The sequence below is a fragment of the Microbacterium sp. 22195 genome, assembly GCF_052056515.1.
Lineage (GTDB): Bacteria > Actinomycetota > Actinomycetes > Actinomycetales > Microbacteriaceae > Microbacterium.
Genome location: NZ_JBQEPE010000001.1, coordinates 1308861 through 1329073 on the forward strand (window position 1 = coordinate 1308861; position 20213 = coordinate 1329073).

The following is a 20213-nucleotide window of genomic DNA, read 5'->3' on the forward strand; positions in this document are numbered from 1 at the left end:
GACGCGCACGTGTCACCGGCGTGTCCGCGAGCGGCGCACCCCGGCGACGACCAGCACCGAGAACAGGGTGAGCCAGACGGCCACGTTCAGCAGCGGCATCCAGAGCGGGTCGGCCTGTCCCGTGGTGAGCACGCCGTCGGTGAGCGGCCACCGGCTGAGAGCCACGAACCCGTACAGCGGCGTGAAGCGCGCGATCGAGAGCATCACACCGTCCAGGGGCATGAACACGTTGCCGAAGAAGGCGAAGAAGGTCATCGAGATGGATGCCAGCGCGGCGGCCGAGTCGGCGTTGAAGAACAGCCCGACGCCCAGCCCGAACAGGCCGTACATCAGCCCGATGCCGAGGATGATCGCGGCGGCCGCGACCCATCGCCAGGCGTCGTCCGCCTTCGCACCTGTGAGCAGTCCGGCCGTGAACACCGCGACCAGCGCGAGGGCGGCGAACGTCACGGAGGTGATGAGCTTGGTCAGGGCGTAGCCGAGCGTTCCGAGCGGCGTCATGGCGAGCTGCCGGCCCCACCCCTGCTTAGACTCGGTGGCGGCCAGCGAGGTCAGCGAGCTCATCGCGACGGCCGTGCCGTAGGCGGCCATGGAGATCATCACGTAGAAGGACACGTTGCCGTGGCCTGCGGACTGCGACCCGTACGCGGCGCTGGCACCGAAGAGGATGTACATCACGACGGGCATGGCCAGGGTGAACGCGAGCGTGTACGGGTTGCGCAGCTGGCGCAGCGCCTCGATGCGGAGCATGGTCGGTGAGATGCCCTTGCGCGGAACGCGCAGAGCACGCGGCGTGCGGGTGAGACTCGGGGTCGAGGTGGTCATGGTCAGTCCTCCGTCAGGGCGGTGAAGGCAGTTTCGAGGGTGGGAGCGGTGATCTCCAGATCGTGTGCGCCGGAGGCGAGGAGCGCGGCGGCCACGGCATCCGAGTCGGTCGCGCGCAGGGTGAGCCGGTCCGCGTCCACGCGCAGCTCGGTGACATCGTCGCGATCTCGCAGCAAGGAGAGGATGCCGTCGGCGCCGGTCTCCGGCAGGTTCGCGGCGACCGTCCTGGCGCCGAGCCCGACACGCAGCTGCGCCGTCGGAGCGTCCGCGACCACCCGGCCGTGGTTCATCACGACAGTGCGGCGGGCGAACTGCTCGGCCTCCTCCAGGTAGTGCGTGGCGAAGACGATGGTGCGACCGGCATCGGCATCCGCGCGCATGACGTCCCAGAAGTTGCGGCGGGCGGTCACGTCCATGCCCGCGGTCGGCTCGTCCAGCACGAGCACGTCGGGGTCGGCGACCAGGGCGAGCGCGAACTTCACGCGCTGCTGCTCGCCGCCGGAGCACTTCGAGACCCGACGGCGCGCGATCTTCTCGAGATCGGCACGGGCCAGCACCTCGGGCACGCGGCCGAGCGCGGCCCTGCCGTGCAGCGAGGCGATCAGGCGCACGGTCTCGCCGACGGTGAGGTCGGAGAGCAGCCCGCCGGTCTGCAGCACGGCGGCGATGGAGCCGTCGGCGGTGGCGCGCGAGGGGCGGCCTCCGAGCACCTGGACGGTGCCCTCGTCCGCGTCGGTGAGCCCGAGCAGCATGTCGAGCGTGGTCGTCTTGCCCGCGCCGTTCGGCCCGAGCAGCGCAACGATCTCGCCGCGGCGGACGACGAGGTCGACCCCGTCGACGGCCTGCACGCGGCGGTCGCCCGTGCCGTAGCCCCTGCGCACGCCGCGCAGCTCGATCACGGCGTCCTGGGGACGCGCGTCCTGGATGGCGGGAGCGGGGGTGACCCGCGTCTGCGGTTCTGCTGTCGTCTGCATGTGTCCAGCGTCGTCGGCGCGGACGCCGGACGCCGGAGGGCGATGTCATGAGGTCGGCGTGACAACTGTCATGCCGACCCGACGTCAGGATGCCGGGAGGAGGGCGCCCTCGAGGAACTCCGAGAGCCGGTCCACGGCATCCAGCGGCAGGATCGCCGCCACGTACTGGTCCGGGCGCACCACGACGACCACGCCGTCGCGGGAGAGCTCGCGAACCTCGAAGATGTCGTCGTGGCACCACACGGTCGGGGCCGCGGAGTACACCTTCTCCCAGTCGGTCAGCCCGAAGGGGCCGGTCTGCGGGCGGAACAGCGCCGGCGCGTCGGTGAACTCGACCTCGTCGTGACGCTGCTGGTAGATCGCCTTCACGTCGAAGACGGCGTCCACATCGCCGTCCTGCGGCGTGTAGCGCGCGAACACGGGCTCCACGGCATCCGCCCAGGCCGCCAGCCTCGTGGCCTCCGCGTCGGCGAAGGCGTACACGCGCCAGCGCCCGTCGGCCGTCGCGTGGTGGCCGAGGTGGACGGCGTTGCCGTCGCTGACCCGGGTGACCTCGGCCGACTTGAAGCGCTTGCCGAGCGGGAACCCCACGGCGAGCTCCTGCTGCGATGCACCGTCGACGATCATGGACGGCTCGTACTGCGTCATGAACCCGGAGGGGAACTCCGCGGTGCCCAGGTAGAAGGTCGCGAGCTCCTGCGGGTCGGAGATCTCCTCGGGCTTGCGGGCCATGAGCGAGGACCACTCCCTGTCGAAGTCGATCAGCTGCTGGGCGACGGGACGGCGCTCGGCGCCGTAGGTCGACAGCAGCTCCTGCGGAGCGCGCCCGCTGAGCACGTGACCGAGCTTCCAGCCCAGGTTGAAGCCGTCCTGCATGGACACGTTCATGCCCTGGCCGGCCTTCGCACTGTGCGTGTGGCAGGCATCGCCGGTCAGGAAGACGCGGGGGTGCCGGTCACCGTCCAGCGCGTCGTCGAACCCGTCGGTGACCCGGTGGCCGACCTCGTAGACGCTGTGCCAAGCGACCTGCTTCACGTCCAGCGTGTAGGGGTGCAGGATCTCGTTGGCCTTCTGGATGACGACCTCGAGCGGCGTGTGCTTGACCTGGCGGTTGTCGCCCTCCGCGACCGCGCCCAGGTCGATGTACATCCGGCTGAGGTAGCCGCCCTCGCGCGGGATGTGCAGGATGTTGCCCGCCTCGGCGTTGATCGCGCACTTGGTGCGCCAGTCCGGGAAGTCGGTGTTGACCAGTACGTCCATCACGCCCCAGGCGTGCGCGGCCATGGCGCCGACGTGCTTGCGGCCGATCGCCTCGCGCACGCCGCTGCGCGCGCCGTCGCAGCCCGCGACGTACTTGGCTCGGATGGTGCGCTCAGTGCCGTTGTCGTTCACGCGCACCTCGACGGGGTACTCCCGCTCGTCGTGCACCGTGAGGCCCAGGAACTCCACGCCGTAGTCCGGGACGATGCGGCCGGGGCCGTGGGCGGCGGCCTCGGCGAAGTAGTCCAGCACGCGCGCCTGGTTCACGATCAGGTGCGGGAACTCGCTGATCTTCAGGCCGTAGTCCTCGGTGCGCGAGGTACGGATGATGTTCTCGCGGTTCTCGGGGTCGGGGCCCCAGAAGTTCATCCAGCCGATGTTGTAGGCCTCGGCGATGATGCGCTCGGCGAATCCGAAGGCCTGGAAGGTCTCGACGCTGCGGGGCTGGATGCCGTCGGCCTGGCCGAGCTCGAGGCGGCCGCTGCGGCGCTCGATGATGCGCGTGCTCACCGTCGGGAACTGCGACATCTGGGCGGCCAGCAGCATGCCTGCGGGGCCGGAGCCGACGATGAGCACGTCCATCTCGTCGGGGAGGTCCGCCGGGCGGTCGATGCCCAGCCCTTCGGCCGGAAGCACGCGGGGCTCGCCGGACACGTAGCCGTGGTGGTGGAACTGCATCGTCGGGTCCTTCCCTGGACTGCATCGTCAGGTCTTGCGCGGCGGGACAGCGTGTTCTATATTCGAACACACCGTTCTACTATTGAACAGATCGTATATGACGAGCGGATGCCCTGACAAGGGCCGCCCGCGACCCGAAGGAGATCCCGTGCCCGCCGCCCCCGCCTCGCAGACGCTGAGCCGCGGCATCCGGATCCTGGAGATCCTCGCCGACGGTCCCCTCTCGATCGACGAGGTCGCCGCGCGGCTCGACGTGCACCGCTCGATCGCCTATCGGCTCCTGCGCACGCTCGAGGACCATCGGCTCGTCGCGCGCAACGCGTCGGGGCTCGCGGCGCTCGGCCCCCGGATGGCGGCACTCGCCGCGGGTGTCGCGCACGACCTGCAGGCCGGGGCGCTCCCCGAGCTGACCGCGGTCGCCAACGAGTTCGCCCTCACGGCGTTCCTGGCGGTGCTCGACGGCGACGAGGTCATCACCCTCACCAGCGTCGAGCCCCGTCACACGGTCGCGAACGTCGCGCAGCGGCCGGGCACGAGGCATCCGGTCACGGCCGGCGCGCCAGGCAAGGCGATCCTCTCGCAGCTGGCGGATGCCGAGTGGCCTGAGGTCTCCGCGGCGCTGCGCGCCGAGGTGGCAGAGGCGCGCGCCCGCGGTTACGCGACCAGCCACGACGAGGTCATCCCGAACCTGCACTCGATCGCCGTGCCGCTCGCACTGCGCGGCCGGCGCCCCGCCGCGCTGGCCGTCGTGCACGTCGCCTCCCGGCATCCGGACGCCGAAATCGCCGCCCGCCTGCAGGAGTCGGCCACAGCGATCCGCGAGGCCCTGGGCGGCTGAGCGGTCTGCCCACCGGCATCCGTTCCGCGGCGGAGATGCACGACTCCGCGGGGATTCCGGCGAACCCTGCGGAGTCGTGCAGATCTGCGGAGGAGGCGCTCAGTCCGTCACCACCTGCACCACCTGCGTGTCGCCGGTGCCGCGGCCGATGCCGGCGTAGACCTCGGGCCTGGCGCGCTTCAGCCAGATCCCCCAGGCGATGCCGACCAGGCCTGGGGCGATCACCAGCGCCGGGAGCAGGAAGGTCGCGAGCGTCGGCTCCGCCTGATCAAGCAGCACGTTGAAGTTCGCGAGGATCAGGATCAGCACGATCATCAGCACGAACCCCGAGACGACAGGGGCGATCAGGCGCGAGCCGATGCCGACGTCACGATGGTTCCGCCGGAAGTAGCCGACCACGGCGAAGGCGACGACCGCCATCAGCAGCACGAGGCCCAGTGCACCGGTGTTGGTCAGCCAGGAGAACAGCGTCACCACGGGGAACAGCGGGCCCAGCCCGGAGCCGGCGCCTGCGATCGCGAAGATCATGATCACGACGACCGCCAGCGCGGTCTGGGCGATCGAGCCCGCCCACGGGGCGCCGTTGCGCACAGCCGACAGCCGCACCGGAAGCACCCGCTCCCTGCCGAGCGAGAACAGATAACGGGCGACCGCGTTGTGGAACGAGACGAGCGCGGCGAACAGGCTGGTGATGAACAGCACCGAGGTGATGTCCACGAAGAGCACCCCGATGTGCTCGGCGACGAAGCCGAAGAACAGCGGAGGGCCGGCCTCTTCGGCCGTGATCCCGCCCGAGGTGATCTTCGACGGACCGACGGCGAGCGCGAGCGCCCAGGACGACAGCGCGTAGAAGCCGCCGATGATCAGCACCGCGCTGAACGTCGCGCGGGCGACCGTGCGCTTGGGATCCTTCGCCTCCTCGCCGTAGATCGCAGCGGACTCGAAGCCCATGAAGGCGGCGATGCCGAACACCAGGACTGCGCCTATGCCCGGCGTGAACAGCTCGGTCGGAGAGATCGGCTGCGCGGTGAAGCCCTCGGCCGGCTGGGCGAGCGCGACGACGTCGAACACCAGCACGGCCAGGAACTCCAGGCTCACGATCACGCCCAGCACCTTGGCCGACAGGTCCACCCGGTTGACACCCATCACGGCCACGACGGCGATGCACACCAGCACCGGAACCCACCACGGCACGTCGATGCCGAGCTTCTCGTTCAGCAGCATCGACACCTGGAACCCGAACATGCCGTAGATGCCGATCTGCATGCAGTTGTATGACACCAGCGCGATCAGCGACCCACCCACTCCGACAGGTCGACCGAGGCCGCGCGCGGCGTAGGAGTAGAACGCGCCGGCGTTCGTGATGAAGCGGCTCATCGCCGCGTAGCCGATCGCGAACACGGCGAGCACAGCACCCAGCAGCACATAGCCGATCGGCACCGCGGTAGACCCGGTGACCGAGTAGGCGGTGGTCACGCCGCCTGCGACGACCGTCAGCGGAGCCGAGGCCGCGATGATCATCACCGTGATGGACGGGACGCCGAGTCGACCCCGACTCGTGGAGGTGGGCGAGGTCTGTGCGAGATGGGCGCTCATGGGAACTCCTGCGTTCGTGAGTGCTTCGGGTGGTTGCGTCCATCGTCATCCGCACGGTTCCGCGGATGTTGTCATCGTGCGCATCCGTGTTGTCCGCTCGCGCAGGCATCGCCCGGAACCACCTAGGGTACTGGTGTGACCAGCTCTCCCGGGCGCGAAGCACTGCTGCGCGCCACCGTATCCGTCGTCGCCGACAGCGGCCTCCGCGCGCTCACCTACCGCGAGGTGGCGGCACGAGCCGGGGTCTCGCACGGTCTGGTGCGCCACCACTTCGGCTCACGGGACCAGCTGATCGCCGCCGCGCTCGAGTTCGCCATCGCGGAGAGCCTGCGCGAGACGAGCATGGATGAGGCACCGGCGGATGCTGCGGAGTTCGCGGCCGGCATCGAATCCCTGGCGGCGCGCAGCACTGACGCGCAGGCGTTCCAGTACGAGCTTCTGCTGGAATCGCGGCGCCGTCCCGAGCTGCACGAGCACGTGGAGCGCTACTACGAGACCTACCGGCTCGCCAACCGCCGGCGCCTGACCGAGCTGGGCGTGCAGGACGAGGAGCTGATCGACGCGATCTGGTTCGCGCTCGACGGCATCGTGCTCAAGCAGCTCACGCTGGGCGGAGGAGAGGACATCGATCGGGTGCTCGCCCGCATCCGCCGGCTGATCACCGAGGCGGCCCGCACCGCCTGATCCGCGAACGATCCGCTTGACTATCCATTTGGATAGTCATACGCTCAGGTCCACACCTCAGGACCAAAGGCGGTTTTTCATGGCTGGCACCACCCCTCACCGCGTCGCGATCGTCGGAGCCGGATTCGCCGGGCTCGTCGCGGCGCGCGAGCTCGAAGCAGCGGGCATCGACGTCGAGATCTACGAGGCGCGCGACCGCATCGGCGGGCGCGCCTGGACCGATGAGCGGCTCGGGCACCACCTGGAGATGGGCGCGACGTGGGTGCACTGGATGCAGCCGTTCGTGTGGACCGAGATCACGCGCTACGGGCAGGGCATCCACCCCAGCCCGATCGCCGACGACGCGTACTGGCTCAGCGACGGCGAGGTGCACCACGGCACAGAGGCCGAGCTCGACGCGAGACTCGCCCGCCCGCAGGAGCGCATCTTCGAGGGGTCCCGCGACTTCTTCCCCTACCCGCACGAGCCGCTGGGCGTGCTCGACTCCGGCGACGCGCAGCTCGTCGAGCGCTTCCGTGCCGCGGACCAGGGCAGCGTGCTCGACGCGCTGCGAGGCGGGGACTTCACCCAGGAGGAGATCGACCTCGCCGACGCGTACTGGTCGGCCGGCTACAACGGTCGCACCGCGACGGCGTCCCCGCTGATGGCCAAGCACTGGGCGGCGCTCAGCGATCACCGTCTCTCACTGCTCGACGAGCAGACCCTGCGCTTCAAGCTCGACGACGGCATGCAGGGCATCTACCGCGCGATCGCCGCCGATCTGCGTGCGCCGATCCGGCTCAGCACCGCGGTGACCGCCGTCGCCCACGACGCCGACGGCGCTCGCCTCACGCTCGCCGACGGGACCGATGTCCAAGCGGATGCCGTGATCATCACAGCCCCGCTCGGCGCGCTGGGCGGCATCGCCTTCTCCCCCGCACTCCCCGCGCCCGCCCAGCAGGTCGTCGACGACGGCTTCAACTGCACCGGCTTCAAGATCTGGATCCGCATCCGGGGGAAGCACTCGCTGATCGCCTACGCCCCCACCGGCAATCCGATCGCACTGGTGCGCAGCGAGTACTTCGACGAGGACAGCACGATCCTGGTGGGCTTCGGTCCCGACCACTCACAGATCGACCTCACCGATGCTGCGCAGGTGCAGGAGATCGTGCGACGCTGGCGCCCCGACCTCGAGGTGCTCGAGTGCACCGGGCACGACTGGGTCGCCGACCCCTGGTCGGGACAGACCTGGGCCACGCCGCGCTCGGGCCAGTTCCTGGAGGGCTGGAGCCTGTTCCGCGACACCGGCACGCGCCTGCGCTTCGCAGGCGCAGACTGGGCGAAGGGCTGGAACGGCGTCGTCGTCGACGGCGCCATCGAGACCGGCATCACCACTGCCCGCGGCCTGATCGACGAGTTCCGGCGGGACTGACGATGCGGGCCTTGAGGACGCCGGTCGCCGAGGTGCAGGCCGGCGCGGCGAGCATCGGAGCCGGGCGGGCTGACGTCGCGTGGGACTTCACCCGGTTCCGTGCCGCGGTGAACGATTCCTTCGTGCCGCTGCAGGTCTCGTCCGACCATCCGGGATCGTTCCGCGGCAGCATCCGCCATTCCGATGCCGGAGGGGTGCACGTCGCGGTCGTCGACGCCGACGAGCACGTCGTCGAGCGCACCCCCGCCCGGATCGCGGCGCGCCCGCGGCACTGCTTCAAGGTGGGCATGCTGACGGCCGGGAGCGGGATGCTGGTCCAGGACGGCCGCGAGGTGCTGATGCGCCCCGGGATGCTGGCGATCTACGACACCGAGCGACCCTACACGCTCGCCTTCGACGGCCCGTTCCGCAACCTGGTGGTGATGCTGCCGGCGGCGGACCTCGGACTGCCGCTGGACGCCGTGCGCGCTCTGACCGCCGCATCCCTCGGCGGCGGCCCGGGCGGCGCGGGGGCACTCGTGCTCCCCTACCTGCACGGTCTCGCCCAGCATCCGGAGATCCTCGCAGGGTCGTCGGGCGGGCGGATCGCGCGCAGCACAGTCGACCTGATCGCCACCCTGCTCTCGCAGGAGCTGGCCCTCAGCGGCGCGGACGTCGATCCGCGGGCGCGCCTGTTCGCCGACATCCTCGACTTCATCGATCTGCACCTGGGCGACCCCGCACTCGACCCCGCCACGATCGCCTCCCGGCATTTCATCTCCCAGCGGTCGCTGCACGCCCTGTTCCAGGAGAACAGCCAGACGGTCGCCGGGCGGGTGCGCCGACGCCGGCTGGAGATGTGCCGGATCAGACTCGCGGATGCCGCCTTCCAGGACCGCTCGATCATGAGCATCGCCTCCGCCTGCGGCTTCGCGGATGCCGCGAACTTCAGCCGCGCGTATCGCGCGGAGTTCGGATGCTCACCCAGCCAGACCCGATCAGCCCTCACCTCCACCACTCCCATCACGACCGAGGAGCACCGCAATGTCCACCGCCTTTGACACCTACCAGAGCCTGCTCGCCACCATCGCCGCCGACGGAGGTCCGTCACGCGAGGTGCACGACCCCGCCACGGGCGAGCTGATCGCGCGGGTCCCGATCCACGACGAGACCGACCTCGATCAGGCGATCGAACGGGCTCGATCGGCGCAGCCCGGATGGGCCGCCCTGTCCGACGAAGAGCGCAGCGCAGCCCTGAACCGCGTCGCGGATGCCGTCGAGGCCGCGGCCGAGCAGCTCGCCGAGCTGCTCTCGCGCGAACAGGGCAAGCCGCTGAACGGCCCGAACGCCCGCTTCGAGGTGGGCGCGTGCGCGGCCTGGCTGCGCGCGACCGCAGCGACGCCGCTGCCCGTCGAGGTGGTGGTCGACGACGGCGACGCCTACGCCGAGCTGCACCGCCGTCCGATCGGTCTGGTGGCTGCCATCACCCCGTGGAACTGGCCGATGATGATCGCGGTCTGGCAGATCGCGCCGTCGCTGCGCATGGGCAACGCGGTGGTGGCCAAGCCCTCGGAGCACACCCCGCTCAGCGGACTCGCGCTCACAGCTGTGATGAACTCGGTGCTGCCGGACGGCATCCTGAACACCGTCGTCGGCGACGGCGCGCTGGGTGCCGCGATGACCACCAGTCCGGCGTTCGGCAAGATCATGTTCACCGGCTCCACGTCGACGGGAAAGCGGATCGTGCAGAGCTCGGCCGACAACCTCACCCGGCTCACACTCGAGCTCGGCGGCAACGACGCCGGCATCGTGCTGCCCGACGTGGACCCCGCCGCCATCGCGCAGGACCTGTTCTGGGGCGCATTCATCAACACCGGGCAGACCTGTGCGGCGATGAAGCGGCTGTACGTGCACGCGGACGTCTACGACGACGTGGTCGCGGCGCTGGCGGAGGTCGCCGCCGCCATGCCGATGGGCGTGGGCGTCGACGAGCAGAACGTGCTGGGTCCGCTGCAGAACCGCATGCAGTTCGACGTCGTCGATCGGCTCGTCGAGGCCGCCAAGGGCTCCGGCGCGTGGGTCGTGCTGGGCGGCGACCCGGACCGGGACGCCGTGGGCAACTTCTATCCGACCACGCTCATCGCGGACATCGACCCGGCGAACCCGCTCGTGGTCGAGGAGCAGTTCGGTCCGGGCCTTCCGATCATCAGGTACCACGACCTCGACGAGGCGATCGCCCTGGCCAACGGCGTGGACGTGGGGCTGGGCGCCTCGGTCTGGTCGGCCGACCGCGCGAAGGCCCGCGAGATCGCGATGCGCCTGCAGGCCGGCACCGTGTGGATCAACTCGCACGGCGGTGTGCACCCGATGATCCCGTTCGGCGGCGTGAAGCAATCGGGCTACGGCCTGGAGTTCGGCGCCGAGGGCCTGAAGTCGGTCTCGGTGCCCCAGGTCATCAACGGCTGAGCTCGGCGGCCCGGCCGTCCACAGCGCCGCAGTTCAGCACAGCTCCGCAGGGTTTCCTCGAAACTCTGCGGAGCTGTGCATTTCTGCGAAGCTGCGCCGCGGCCGAGGCGCGCCTCAGGCCTTGGACATCCCATAGATCGGGGACTTCGCCTGCTCGGCCTCGTTCTCCGGCCCCAGCGGGATGCCGGTGCGGTCGCGCAGCAGCAGCGTGGCGACCAGGCCGATCACCGTCATGCCGGCCAGGTACCAGGTGATGCCGGTCGTCGAGTGCGTGTTCTGGAAGATCGCCTGCGCGATCAAGGGCGAGAACGCGCCGCCCACGATGGCGCCGATCGCGTACGAGATCGAGACGCCGGAGAACCGGATCGACGCAGGGAACAGCTCCGAGTACAGCGCGGCCTGCGGCCCGTACGTGAATCCGAGTCCGATGGTGAGGATCACGAGAGCCGCCGCGAGCGAGCCGATCGTGCCGAGGTTGGTCAGGAAGAACAGCAGGAAGACGCCGATCAGCTGCAGGACCCAGCCGATGATGTAGGTCGTGCGCCTGCCCAGCTTGTCGGAGAGCCAGCCCGCCAGCCAGGTGAAGACCAGCCAGCTGACGCCGGAGAGCGCGACGACCCAGAACACCGGTCCGGTGGGCAGTGCGATCGGTCCGGCGGGATCGGTGGCGTAATGCTGCACGTATCCGCCGGTGGTCATGTAGCCGACGGCGTTGTTGCCCGCGAAGACCAGAGCCGCCACGATCACCAGCGGCAGGTGGTGGCGCAGCAGCTGGATGATCGGCATCCGCGTCTCCTCCTTGCGCTCGGCGATCTCCTGGAACACCGGGCTCTCCGAGACGCGGCGGCGCACCCAGTAGCCGACGCCGATCAGCACGACCGACAGCAGGAAGGGGATGCGCCAGCCGATCTGCCCGAAGGCGGTGTCGGCGAGCGCCACGTCCGAACCGGGCGTCGGGCCGGGGAAGATCGTCTCGGTCAGCGCGAGCACCATGGATGCCAGCAGCAGCCCGATCGGCACTCCGATCTGCGGGGATGCTCCGAACAGCCCGCGCTTGTGCTTGGGCGCGTGCTCGACGGCCATCAGCACGGCGCCGCCCCACTCGCCACCGGCCGAGATTCCCTGGATCACGCGCAGCACGATCAGCAGGATCGGCGCCCACACGCCGATCAGCGCGTGCGTGGGCAGCACGCCGACGAGCGTGGTCGCACCGCCCATCAGCAGGAGCGTGAGCACCAGCATGGGGCGACGGCCGATCTTGTCTCCGAAGTGCCCCGCCAGGAACGCGCCCAGCGGACGGAACAGGAAGCTGACGCCGACGCTGAAGAACGACACGATCTGCGCGAAGTCCTTGCCCATCGGCTCGAAGAACAGCGCCGCGAACACGGTCGCGGCGGCGAACGCGTAGATGAAGAAGTCGTACCACTCGACGGTGGTGCCGACCACGGTGGCGACGACGACGCGACGGCGGTCCGCGGCGCTCGCGATGGTTCCGGTCGGGGTGAACCCGTCCTCTGACTTGCCGCTCATGTCTCTCTCCTTCGAGGTGACTGCCGGGGAATCCAGTTGATGCTTGCCCCAGGATGCGACGATGATATACGATTTCGCATACGACGCACAAGGCACTCCCCCTGTGCGCGAACGCGAGGAGGCGCATCCATGACGGCGATCACCCGACCGGGAAAGATCATCGCGATCCACCTGAACTACGTCTCGCGCGCCGACCAGCGCGGCCGCCGCCCCGCAGCGCCCTCCTACTTCTTCAAGCCCGCGAGCTCCGTCGGCGTCAGCGGCGGGACCGTGGAGCGCCCCGCCGGCACCGAACTGCTCGCCTTCGAGGGCGAGATCGCCCTCGTCATCGGCACCCCCGCTCGCCGGGTGTCCATCGAGGACGCCTGGTCGCACGTGGCATCCGTCACCGCATCCAACGACCTGGGCCTGTACGACCTGCGCGCCAACGACAAGGGCTCCAACGTCCGGTCCAAGGGCGGCGACGGATACACCCCGCTCGGCCCCGAGCTGATCGACGCGGCATCCGTCGACCCGGGGAACCTGCGCGTGCGCGCCTGGGTCAACGGCGAGCTGCGCCAGGACGACAGCACGACGGGCCTGCTCTTCCCGCTCCCCCAGCTGGTCGCCGACCTCTCGCAGCACTTCACCCTCGAGCCGGGTGACGTGATCCTCGCCGGCACGCCCGCGGGATCCAGCGTGATCGTCCCGGGTGACGTCGTGGAGATCGAGGTGGATGCTCCGGATGCCCCTGGTGCGCCGTCGTCCGGTCGCCTGGTCACCACGGTGACGCAGGGCGAGGTCGCCTTCGACCCCGCCCTCGGCTCGCTGCCCGCCGTCGACGATCTGCAGCGCACCGAGGCCTGGGGCTCTCGCGAGGCGGCGGGGCTTCCCGAGACCGGCACCGAACCCGCGCCGTCCGGTCTCACCCCCGAGCTGCGCGCCAAGCTCGCAGCGGCCCCGACGGCGGGCCTGTCCAGCCAGCTGCGCAAGCGCGGCCTGCACTCCTGCTTCATCGACGGGGTGTCCGCCAACATCGCCGGCAGCAAGATCGTCGGCACCGCCAAGACACTGCGCTTCATCCCGGCGCGCGAAGACCTGTTCCGGAGCCACGGCGGCGGATACAACGCGCAGAAGCGCGCGTTCGACGCGGTCGGCGAGGGCGAGATCATCGTGATCGAGGCCCGCGGCGATGCCGGCACCGGAACTCTCGGCGACATCCTGGCTCTGCGCGCCAAGACCCGCGGAGCCGCGGGCGTCGTCACCGACGGCGGAGTGCGCGACTTCGACGCCGTCACCGAGATCGGCCTGCCGGTGTTCTCGAAGGGCGCCCATCCGTCCGTGCTGGGCCGCCGCCACGTGCCGTGGGAGTTCGACGTCACGATCGCCTGCGGCGGCGCCGCCGTGCAGCCCGGCGACGTGATCGTCGGCGACGGCGACGGCGTGATCGTGATCCCCTTCGAGCTCGCGGAGGAGGTCGCCGATGCGGCTCTGGCCCAGGAGGACGAGGACGCCTGGATCGCCGATCAGGTGGCCGCCGGGCATCCGGTCGACGGGCTGTTCCCGATGAACGCCGAGTGGCGCGCGCGGTACGCCGAGAGGTCGGGCACCGGATCATGACCGCCCTGGTCCGCGAGGGCAGCAAGTCGGAGCAGGCGTACGCCTGGATCCGCTCCCGCATCTCCTCGCACGCCTTCGGTCCCGGGTACCGCCTGGTGCTCGGCCCGATCGCCGACGAGCTCGGCATGAGCGTGGTCCCGGTGCGCGAGGCGATCCGCCGCCTCGAGGCCGAGGGGCTGGTCACCTTCGAGCGCAACATCGGCGCGCACGTCTCGCTCATCGACGAGAGCGAGTACGCGCACACCATGCAGACCCTGGGCATCGTCGAGGGCGCCGCCACCGCGCTGTCGGCTCCCCTGCTCGACGCCGATGCGCTCGATCGCGCCGAGGCCGTCAACGACCGGATGCTGCACCTGCTGGGCCACTTCGACGCGCACACGTTCACCTCGCTGAACCAGGCGTTCCACTCGGTGCTCTACGAACCCTGCCCGAACCCGCACATCCTCGACCTGGTGCACCGCGGATGGAGCCGGCTCTCCGGCATCCGCGACTCCTCGTTCGCGTTCGTCCCCGGCCGCGCCCGGCACTCGGTGGACGAGCACACCCGCATCCTCGAGCTGATCCGCGGCGGCGCCGACCCGCTCGAGATCGAGCTCGCCGCCCGAGACCACCGCTGGCGCACCATGGACGCGTTCCTGGCCGCCCGCCACTCCCACCCCACCGAAGAAGGACGATGATGACCGACGTGTACACCCCGGCCGACCTGCCCGCGAAGATCCAGCACTACATCGACGGCGAGTTCGTCGATTCCCTCGACGGCGACACCTTCGAGGTGCTCAACCCCGTCACGAACGAGACCTACGTGCACGCCGCGGCCGGTAAGAAGGCCGACATCGATCGCGCGGTCGCCGCAGCCCGTCGTGCGTTCACCGAGGGTCCGTGGCCGCGGATGCTTCCGCGCGAGCGCTCGCGGGTGCTGCACCGCATCGCCGACATCGTCGAGTCGCGCGACGCGCGCCTGGCCGAGCTGGAGTCGTTCGACTCGGGTCTGCCCATCACGCAGGCACTGGGCCAAGCCCGCCGCGCCGCCGAGAACTTCCGCTTCTTCGCCGACCTGATCGTCGCGCAGGCCGATGATGCCTTCAAGGTCCCCGGCAAGCAGATGAACTACGTCAACCGCAAGCCGATCGGCGTCGCGGGGCTCATCACGCCGTGGAACACGCCATTCATGCTGGAGTCCTGGAAGCTCGGCCCCGCCCTGGCCACCGGCAACACGGTCGTGCTCAAGCCGGCCGAGTTCACGCCGCTGTCGGCGTCGCTGTGGGCGGGCATCTTCGAGGAGGCGGGCCTCCCGAAGGGCGTGTTCAACCTCGTCAACGGACTCGGTGAGGACGCCGGTGACGCCCTGGTGAAGCATCCGGACGTCCCGCTGATCTCGTTCACGGGCGAGAGCCGCACCGGGCAGATCATCTTCGGCAACTCGGCGCCGTTCCTGAAGGGCCTGTCGATGGAGCTCGGTGGCAAGAGCCCCGCGGTCGTCTTCGCGGATGCCGATCTCGACACCGCGGTCGACGCCTGCGTCTTCGGCGTGTACTCCCTGAACGGCGAGCGCTGCACGGCGGGCTCGCGCATCATCGTCGAGCGCGCGATCTACGACGAGTTCGTCGAGCGCTTCGCCACCATGGCCAAGCGCGTGAAGGTGGGTCTCCCCCACGACCCGACCACCGAGGTCGGCGCGCTCGTGCACCCTGAGCACTACGAGAAGGTGATGAGCTACGTCGAGATCGGCAAGACCGAGGGTCGTCTGATCGCCGGCGGCGGCCGCCCGGAGGGCTTCCCCACCGGCAACTACGTCGCCCCGACCGCCTTCGCCGACGTCTCTCCGGATGCCCGGATCTTCCAGGAGGAGATCTTCGGACCGGTCGTCGCGATCACGCCCTTCGACACCGACGAGGAGGCGCTGTCCCTGGCGAACAACACCAAGTACGGTCTCGCCGCCTACATCTGGACCAACGACCTCAAGCGCGCGCACAACTTCGCGGGCGCCGTCGAGGCCGGCATGGTCTGGCTGAACTCGAACAACGTGCGCGACCTGCGCACCCCGTTCGGCGGCGTGAAGGCATCCGGCCTCGGCCACGAGGGCGGCTACCGCTCGATCGACTTCTACACCGACCAGCAGAGCGTGCACATCACCCTCGGCGCCCCGCACAACCCGGCCTTCGGCAAGCAGGACCTGGACGACCCGGACCCGCGCTGACCCGCCGCCCGATTTCAGAAGAGCAAGGACGCTGACATGAGCAACAACCCGGCATCTGCCGCCCACCCCGGCAAGACCCTCACCTCCTCCGGCTTCTACGTGAGCCTGGACACGGAGATCATCTGCGAGAACCCGACGCCGACGCCGACGAGCACCCCGCCGGACGTGCTGCGCTGCGCGTACATGGAGCTGGTGGTGACCGACCTCGCGGCATCCCGCGAGTTCTACGTCGACGTGCTCGGCCTGTACGTGACCGAGGAGGACGACCAGGCGATCTATCTGCGCTCCACCGAGGAGTTCATCCACCACAACCTCGTGCTGCGCAAGGGCGAGGTCGCCGCGGTCGCCGCCTTCTCGTACCGCGTGCGCACCCCCGAGGACCTCGACCGCGCGGTCGCCTTCTACACCGAGCTGGGCTGCGACGTGCGCCGCGCGCCGTCCGGCTTCACGAAGGGCATCGGCGACTCGGTGCGCGTGGTCGACCCGCTCGGCTTCCCGTACGAGTTCTTCCACGCGACCGATCACGTCGAGCGGCTGTCGTGGCGCTACGACCTGCACAAGCCGGGCGAGCTCGTGCGGCTGGACCACTTCAACCAGGTCACCCCCGACGTGCCCCGCGCCGTGAAGTACATGCAGGACCTCGGCTTCCGCGTCACGGAGGACATCCAAGACGAGGAGGGCACCGTCTACGCCGCGTGGATGCGCCGCAAGCCCACCGTGCACGACACCGCCATGACCGGCGGTGACGGACCGCGCATGCACCACGTGTGCTTCGCGACGCACGAGAAGCACAACATCCTGGCCATCTGCGACAAGCTCGGCGCCCTGCGCCGCTCCGACGCCATCGAGCGCGGCCCCGGCCGCCACGGCGTCAGCAACGCGTTCTACCTCTATCTGCGCGACCCCGACGGGCACCGCGTGGAGGTGTACACGCAGGACTACTACACCGGCGACCCCGACAACCCGGTCATCACCTGGGACGTGCACGACAACCAGCGCCGCGACTGGTGGGGCAACCCGGTGGTGCCGAGCTGGTACACGGATGCCTCGCTCGTGCTCGACCTGGACGGCAACCCGCAGCCGGTGCGCGCCCGCACCGACAGCAGCGAGATGGCCGTCACCATCGGCGCCGACGGCTTCTCGTACACGCGTCCCGACGACGAGGCCGAGATGCCGGAGTGGAAGCAGGGCGAGTACAAGCTGGGTCATCAGCTGTGACTCTCCCCGCCGAGACGATCACCGCGCTGGCCGCGGAGCTGGCCGAGGCCGAGCGCACCCGCGGCATCATGCCGCGCATCACCGCCCGGTATCCGGATGCCACGATCGAGGACTCCTATGCGATCCAGGGCGTCTGGCGCGACGCGCAGCTGGCTGCCGGCCGCACGCTCGTGGGCCGCAAGATCGGCCTGACCTCGAAGGCCATGCAGCAGGCGACCGGGATCACCGAGCCGGACTACGGCGTGATGTTCGACGACACGGTGTACGCCACCGGATCGGAGATCCCGTACGACCACTTCTCGAACGTGCGCATCGAGGTGGAGCTCGCCTTCGCCCTGAAGGCGCCCCTCGAAGGGCCGGACTGCACGCTCGAGGACGCCCTCGCCGCGATCGACTACGCGGTGCCGGCGCTGGAGGTGCTGAACTCCCACATCGAGCTGGAGGGCCGCACGATCGTCGACACGATCAGCGACAACGCCGCCTACGGCGCGATGGTGCTGGGCGACGTGCGCATGCACCCCGACGAGATCGACCTGCGCTGGGTGCCGGGAGTGCTCTCCCGCAACGGCGAGATCGAGGAGACCGGGGTCGCCGCGGGCGTGCTGGGGCATCCGGCCACCGGCGTCGCCTGGCTGGCGAACAAGTTCCACCAGCACGGTCAGCGGCTGGAGGCCGGGGAGCTCATCCTGGCTGGATCGTTCACGCGGCCCATGTGGGTGCAGCGCGGCGACACCGTGCTGTGCGACTACCGCGAGATGGGGACCATCGAATGCCGCTTCGTCTAGACCCGACCTTCCGCGACCGGCTCGCCGAGGCCGACCGCCCGCTGATCGGCATGTGGCTGAGCACCGGTTCCCCGCTCATCGCCGAGATCTGCGCCGGCTCGGGCGTCGACTGGCTGCTGATCGACATGGAGCACGGGCCCAACACCCTCACCACCGTGCAGCAGCAGCTGCAGGTGATCGCCGCGTACCCCCCGACCACCGTGGTGCGGGTGCCCTTCAACGACCCGGTCGTCATCAAGCAGGTGCTGGATGCCGGTGCGCAGAACCTGCTCGTGCCCATGGTGGCCTCCGCCGAGGAGGCGCGCGCGGCCGTCGCCGCCGTGCGCTACCCGCCGGAGGGCATCCGCGGTGTCGGTTCCGCGCTCGCGCGCAGCGCGCGCTGGGGCCGGGTGGGCGGATACGTGCCGAACGCCTCGCAGACGATCTCGCTGATCGTGCAGATCGAATCGGCGGATGCCGTGGAGCGCGCCTCCGAGATCGCCGCCGTCGACGGCGTCGACGGCGTGCTGGTGGGTCCGGCCGACCTGTCGGCCTCGATGGGGCTGCCCGGCCAGCAGGGGCATCCGGACGTCGTCGCCAGCGTGCACCGCGTGTTCGAGGCCGCGCATGCCGCGGGCAAGAAGGCCGGCGTGAACGCGTTCGACCCGGCAGGTGCCGACGCCTACCTCGCGGCCGGCGCCGACTTCCTCTCGGCGAGCGCGGATGTGACGATCCTCGCGCGGGGCTCCGAGGCCCTCGCCGCCAGGTTCATCCCGGCATCCGACGAGCCGGGCACCGACTCGTACTGACCGCCCGGCCACAACTCCGGAGATTCATCGCCGAACCCGCCCGAAGGGCCGGATCCGGCGGTGGAACCCGCCGGTTCTCCGGAGTTGTGGCGGCTGTGGTTGGATGAACGGATGCTGACGCCCCGGACCGCCCCGTGAACCGCGGCCTGGCGGCGATGGGCGACCGCAACTTCCGGTGGTTCTTCCTCGCCAGGGCGATCACGATGATCACCGGCTCCATGTCGTCGATCGCGCTGGCGTTCGCGGTGCTCGAGATCGACAACGACCCGGTCAGCCTGTCGCTGGTGCTGACGGCCTTCACGGTCGCGAACGTCGTGTTCGTGCTGTTCGGCGGGGTCGTGGCCGACCGGCTCCCCCGTGCACTGGTGATCCAGGCCTGCTATGTGCTGGACCTGCTCTCGATCGGCGCGATCGCGTATCTGCTGTTCACGCACACCGCCACCATCCCCGTGATGGTGGCCCTCGCCGCGGTCAACGGCGCGTCGACCGCTTTCGTGCTCCCGGCTATGCAGGGCATCATCCCGCAGCTCACCCGGCCGGAGACCCTGCAGCAGGCCAACGCCATGCTCTCGTTCGTGCGCTCCGCCGTCACGATCGGCGGACCGGTGATCGCCGGCATCCTGGTCACGACCGCGGGTCCCGCCTGGGCGATGGTCGTGCAGCTGATCGGCTGGCTCTCGGCCATCCCGATCCTGGCGATGGTGAAGCTGCCGCCGCCCGTCGGCGACGGGCGCTTCTCGCTGTTCGCCGACCTGCGCATCGGCTGGACCGAGTTCTGGAGCCGGTCCTGGCTGTACGCGGTCGTGCTCGCGTTCATGATCATGAACGCGATCCACGTCGGTGCGTGGGGCGTCGTCGGTCCGTACGTCGCCAAGAACGACGACCGGCTCGGCATCGCCGGCTGGGGGTGGGTGGTCAGCGCCGAGGGCGTCGGCGTGCTGCTGATGACCTTGATCCTGATGTGGTTCCCGCTCAAGCGCCCACTGCGGATGGGGATGATCGGCATCAGCCTGTTCGCGATCCCGCTGACCATGCTGGGCGTGCACCCGACGGTCGTGCTCGTGGCGATCGCGGCCCTGATCGCGGGCGCCGGCGCCGAGGTCTTCAGCACCGGGTGGAGCGTGGCGATGATGGAGAACATCCCCACCGAGAAGCTCAGCCGCGTCTCCAGCTACGACATGCTGGGCAGCTTCGTGGTCATGCCGATCGGCACGCTCGTGTACGGATGGCTGATCACCCGCGCCGACCCGGCCGTGGTGCTGGTCACCTCGGGCATCATCTACGCGATCATCGCCGTGGGCACCGCGTTCGTGCCGAGCGTGTGGCGGATGGGCCGCGTCGAGGCGGCGACCGTCTCGCACTGAACTCATGGCATCCGGTGCGAG

Annotated in this window: 17 protein-coding genes; 12 read left to right on the plus strand and 5 right to left on the minus strand. The window is 69.9% G+C overall.

Going from position 1 to position 20213, the window contains the following annotated elements:
• Positions 1-12: 12 nt before the first annotated feature.
• The 3 genes from ACTJJ4_RS06430 to ACTJJ4_RS06440 all read right to left on the minus strand — a co-directional run bounded on the left by ACTJJ4_RS06430 (position 13) and on the right by ACTJJ4_RS06440 (position 3737).
• Positions 13-825, minus strand: coding sequence for an ABC transporter permease (locus tag ACTJJ4_RS06430; protein WP_440942504.1), 813 nt, complete (start codon positions 823-825; stop codon positions 13-15).
• A 2-nt stretch (positions 826-827) separates the two neighbouring features.
• Positions 828-1799 (minus strand): ABC transporter ATP-binding protein, encoded by a 972-nt coding sequence (locus tag ACTJJ4_RS06435; protein ID WP_440942505.1) that lies wholly within the window; start codon positions 1797-1799, stop codon positions 828-830.
• A gap of 84 nt (positions 1800-1883) precedes the next feature.
• The gene (locus ACTJJ4_RS06440) at positions 1884-3737 is read right to left on the minus strand and encodes an FAD-dependent monooxygenase (RefSeq protein ID WP_440942506.1); all 1854 of its coding nucleotides are present in this window, start codon (positions 3735-3737) and stop codon (positions 1884-1886) included.
• A gap of 97 nt (positions 3738-3834) precedes the next feature.
• On the opposite strand from ACTJJ4_RS06440, the gene ACTJJ4_RS06445 reads away from it, so the two are divergent.
• Positions 3835-4575 carry an IclR family transcriptional regulator gene (locus ACTJJ4_RS06445; protein WP_440942507.1) on the plus strand — a complete coding sequence of 247 codons (741 nt, stop codon included), beginning with the start codon at positions 3835-3837 and terminating at the stop codon, positions 4573-4575.
• A 99-nt stretch (positions 4576-4674) separates the two neighbouring features.
• Here the strand turns inward: ACTJJ4_RS06445 and ACTJJ4_RS06450 are convergent, their stop codons facing one another.
• The gene (locus tag ACTJJ4_RS06450; protein ID WP_440942508.1) at positions 4675-6171 is read right to left on the minus strand and encodes an APC family permease; all 1497 of its coding nucleotides are present in this window, start codon (positions 6169-6171) and stop codon (positions 4675-4677) included.
• Between the two features lie 135 nt (positions 6172-6306).
• On the opposite strand from ACTJJ4_RS06450, the gene ACTJJ4_RS06455 reads away from it, so the two are divergent.
• From ACTJJ4_RS06455 to ACTJJ4_RS06470, 4 genes are all read left to right on the plus strand, one after another.
• On the plus strand, positions 6307-6855 hold the full coding sequence (locus tag ACTJJ4_RS06455) for a TetR/AcrR family transcriptional regulator (RefSeq protein ID WP_440942509.1): 549 nt from the start codon (positions 6307-6309) through the stop codon (positions 6853-6855).
• Positions 6856-6934: 79 nt separating this feature from the next.
• Positions 6935-8266, plus strand: a complete 1332-nt coding sequence (locus tag ACTJJ4_RS06460; protein ID WP_440942510.1) for an NAD(P)/FAD-dependent oxidoreductase — start codon at positions 6935-6937, stop codon at positions 8264-8266.
• A gap of 11 nt (positions 8267-8277) precedes the next feature.
• Positions 8278-9306, plus strand: a complete 1029-nt coding sequence (locus ACTJJ4_RS06465; protein ID WP_440942511.1) for a helix-turn-helix domain-containing protein — start codon at positions 8278-8280, stop codon at positions 9304-9306.
• Positions 9290-10711, plus strand: coding sequence for an aldehyde dehydrogenase family protein (locus tag ACTJJ4_RS06470; RefSeq protein ID WP_440942512.1), 1422 nt, complete (start codon positions 9290-9292; stop codon positions 10709-10711). Before ACTJJ4_RS06465 ends, ACTJJ4_RS06470 begins: the two co-directional genes overlap by 17 nt.
• Before the next feature lie 114 nt (positions 10712-10825).
• Here the strand turns inward: ACTJJ4_RS06470 and ACTJJ4_RS06475 are convergent, their stop codons facing one another.
• Positions 10826-12241, minus strand: coding sequence for an MFS transporter (locus ACTJJ4_RS06475; protein WP_440942513.1), 1416 nt, complete (start codon positions 12239-12241; stop codon positions 10826-10828).
• A 129-nt stretch (positions 12242-12370) separates the two neighbouring features.
• Here ACTJJ4_RS06475 and ACTJJ4_RS06480 point away from each other — a divergent pair, with 129 nt between their 5' ends.
• The 7 genes from ACTJJ4_RS06480 (at position 12371) to ACTJJ4_RS06510 (ending at position 20192) form a co-directional block, all read left to right on the plus strand.
• Positions 12371-13840 (plus strand): fumarylacetoacetate hydrolase family protein, encoded by a 1470-nt coding sequence (locus tag ACTJJ4_RS06480; RefSeq protein ID WP_440942514.1) that lies wholly within the window; start codon positions 12371-12373, stop codon positions 13838-13840.
• Positions 13837-14517 (plus strand): GntR family transcriptional regulator, encoded by a 681-nt coding sequence (locus ACTJJ4_RS06485; protein ID WP_440942515.1) that lies wholly within the window; start codon positions 13837-13839, stop codon positions 14515-14517. The genes ACTJJ4_RS06480 and ACTJJ4_RS06485 overlap by 4 nt, the downstream gene beginning before the upstream one ends.
• Positions 14517-16037: a 5-carboxymethyl-2-hydroxymuconate semialdehyde dehydrogenase gene (hpaE, locus tag ACTJJ4_RS06490; protein WP_440942516.1), complete on the plus strand. Its 1521-nt coding sequence runs from the start codon at positions 14517-14519 to the stop codon at positions 16035-16037. The genes ACTJJ4_RS06485 and hpaE overlap by 1 nt, the downstream gene beginning before the upstream one ends.
• Before the next feature lie 36 nt (positions 16038-16073).
• Entirely contained in the window at positions 16074-17255 is a 1182-nt protein-coding gene (gene hpaD, locus ACTJJ4_RS06495) for a 3,4-dihydroxyphenylacetate 2,3-dioxygenase (protein WP_440942517.1), read from the plus strand.
• Positions 17252-18040, plus strand: coding sequence for a fumarylacetoacetate hydrolase family protein (locus ACTJJ4_RS06500; RefSeq protein ID WP_440942518.1), 789 nt, complete (start codon positions 17252-17254; stop codon positions 18038-18040). Before hpaD ends, ACTJJ4_RS06500 begins: the two co-directional genes overlap by 4 nt.
• On the plus strand, positions 18025-18828 hold the full coding sequence (locus ACTJJ4_RS06505; protein ID WP_440942519.1) for an HpcH/HpaI aldolase family protein: 804 nt from the start codon (positions 18025-18027) through the stop codon (positions 18826-18828). The genes ACTJJ4_RS06500 and ACTJJ4_RS06505 overlap by 16 nt, the downstream gene beginning before the upstream one ends.
• A gap of 134 nt (positions 18829-18962) precedes the next feature.
• A complete protein-coding gene (locus tag ACTJJ4_RS06510) occupies positions 18963-20192 on the plus strand; it encodes an MFS transporter (RefSeq protein WP_440942520.1) in 1230 nt (409 codons plus the stop codon).
• Positions 20193-20213: the final 21 nt, after the last annotated feature.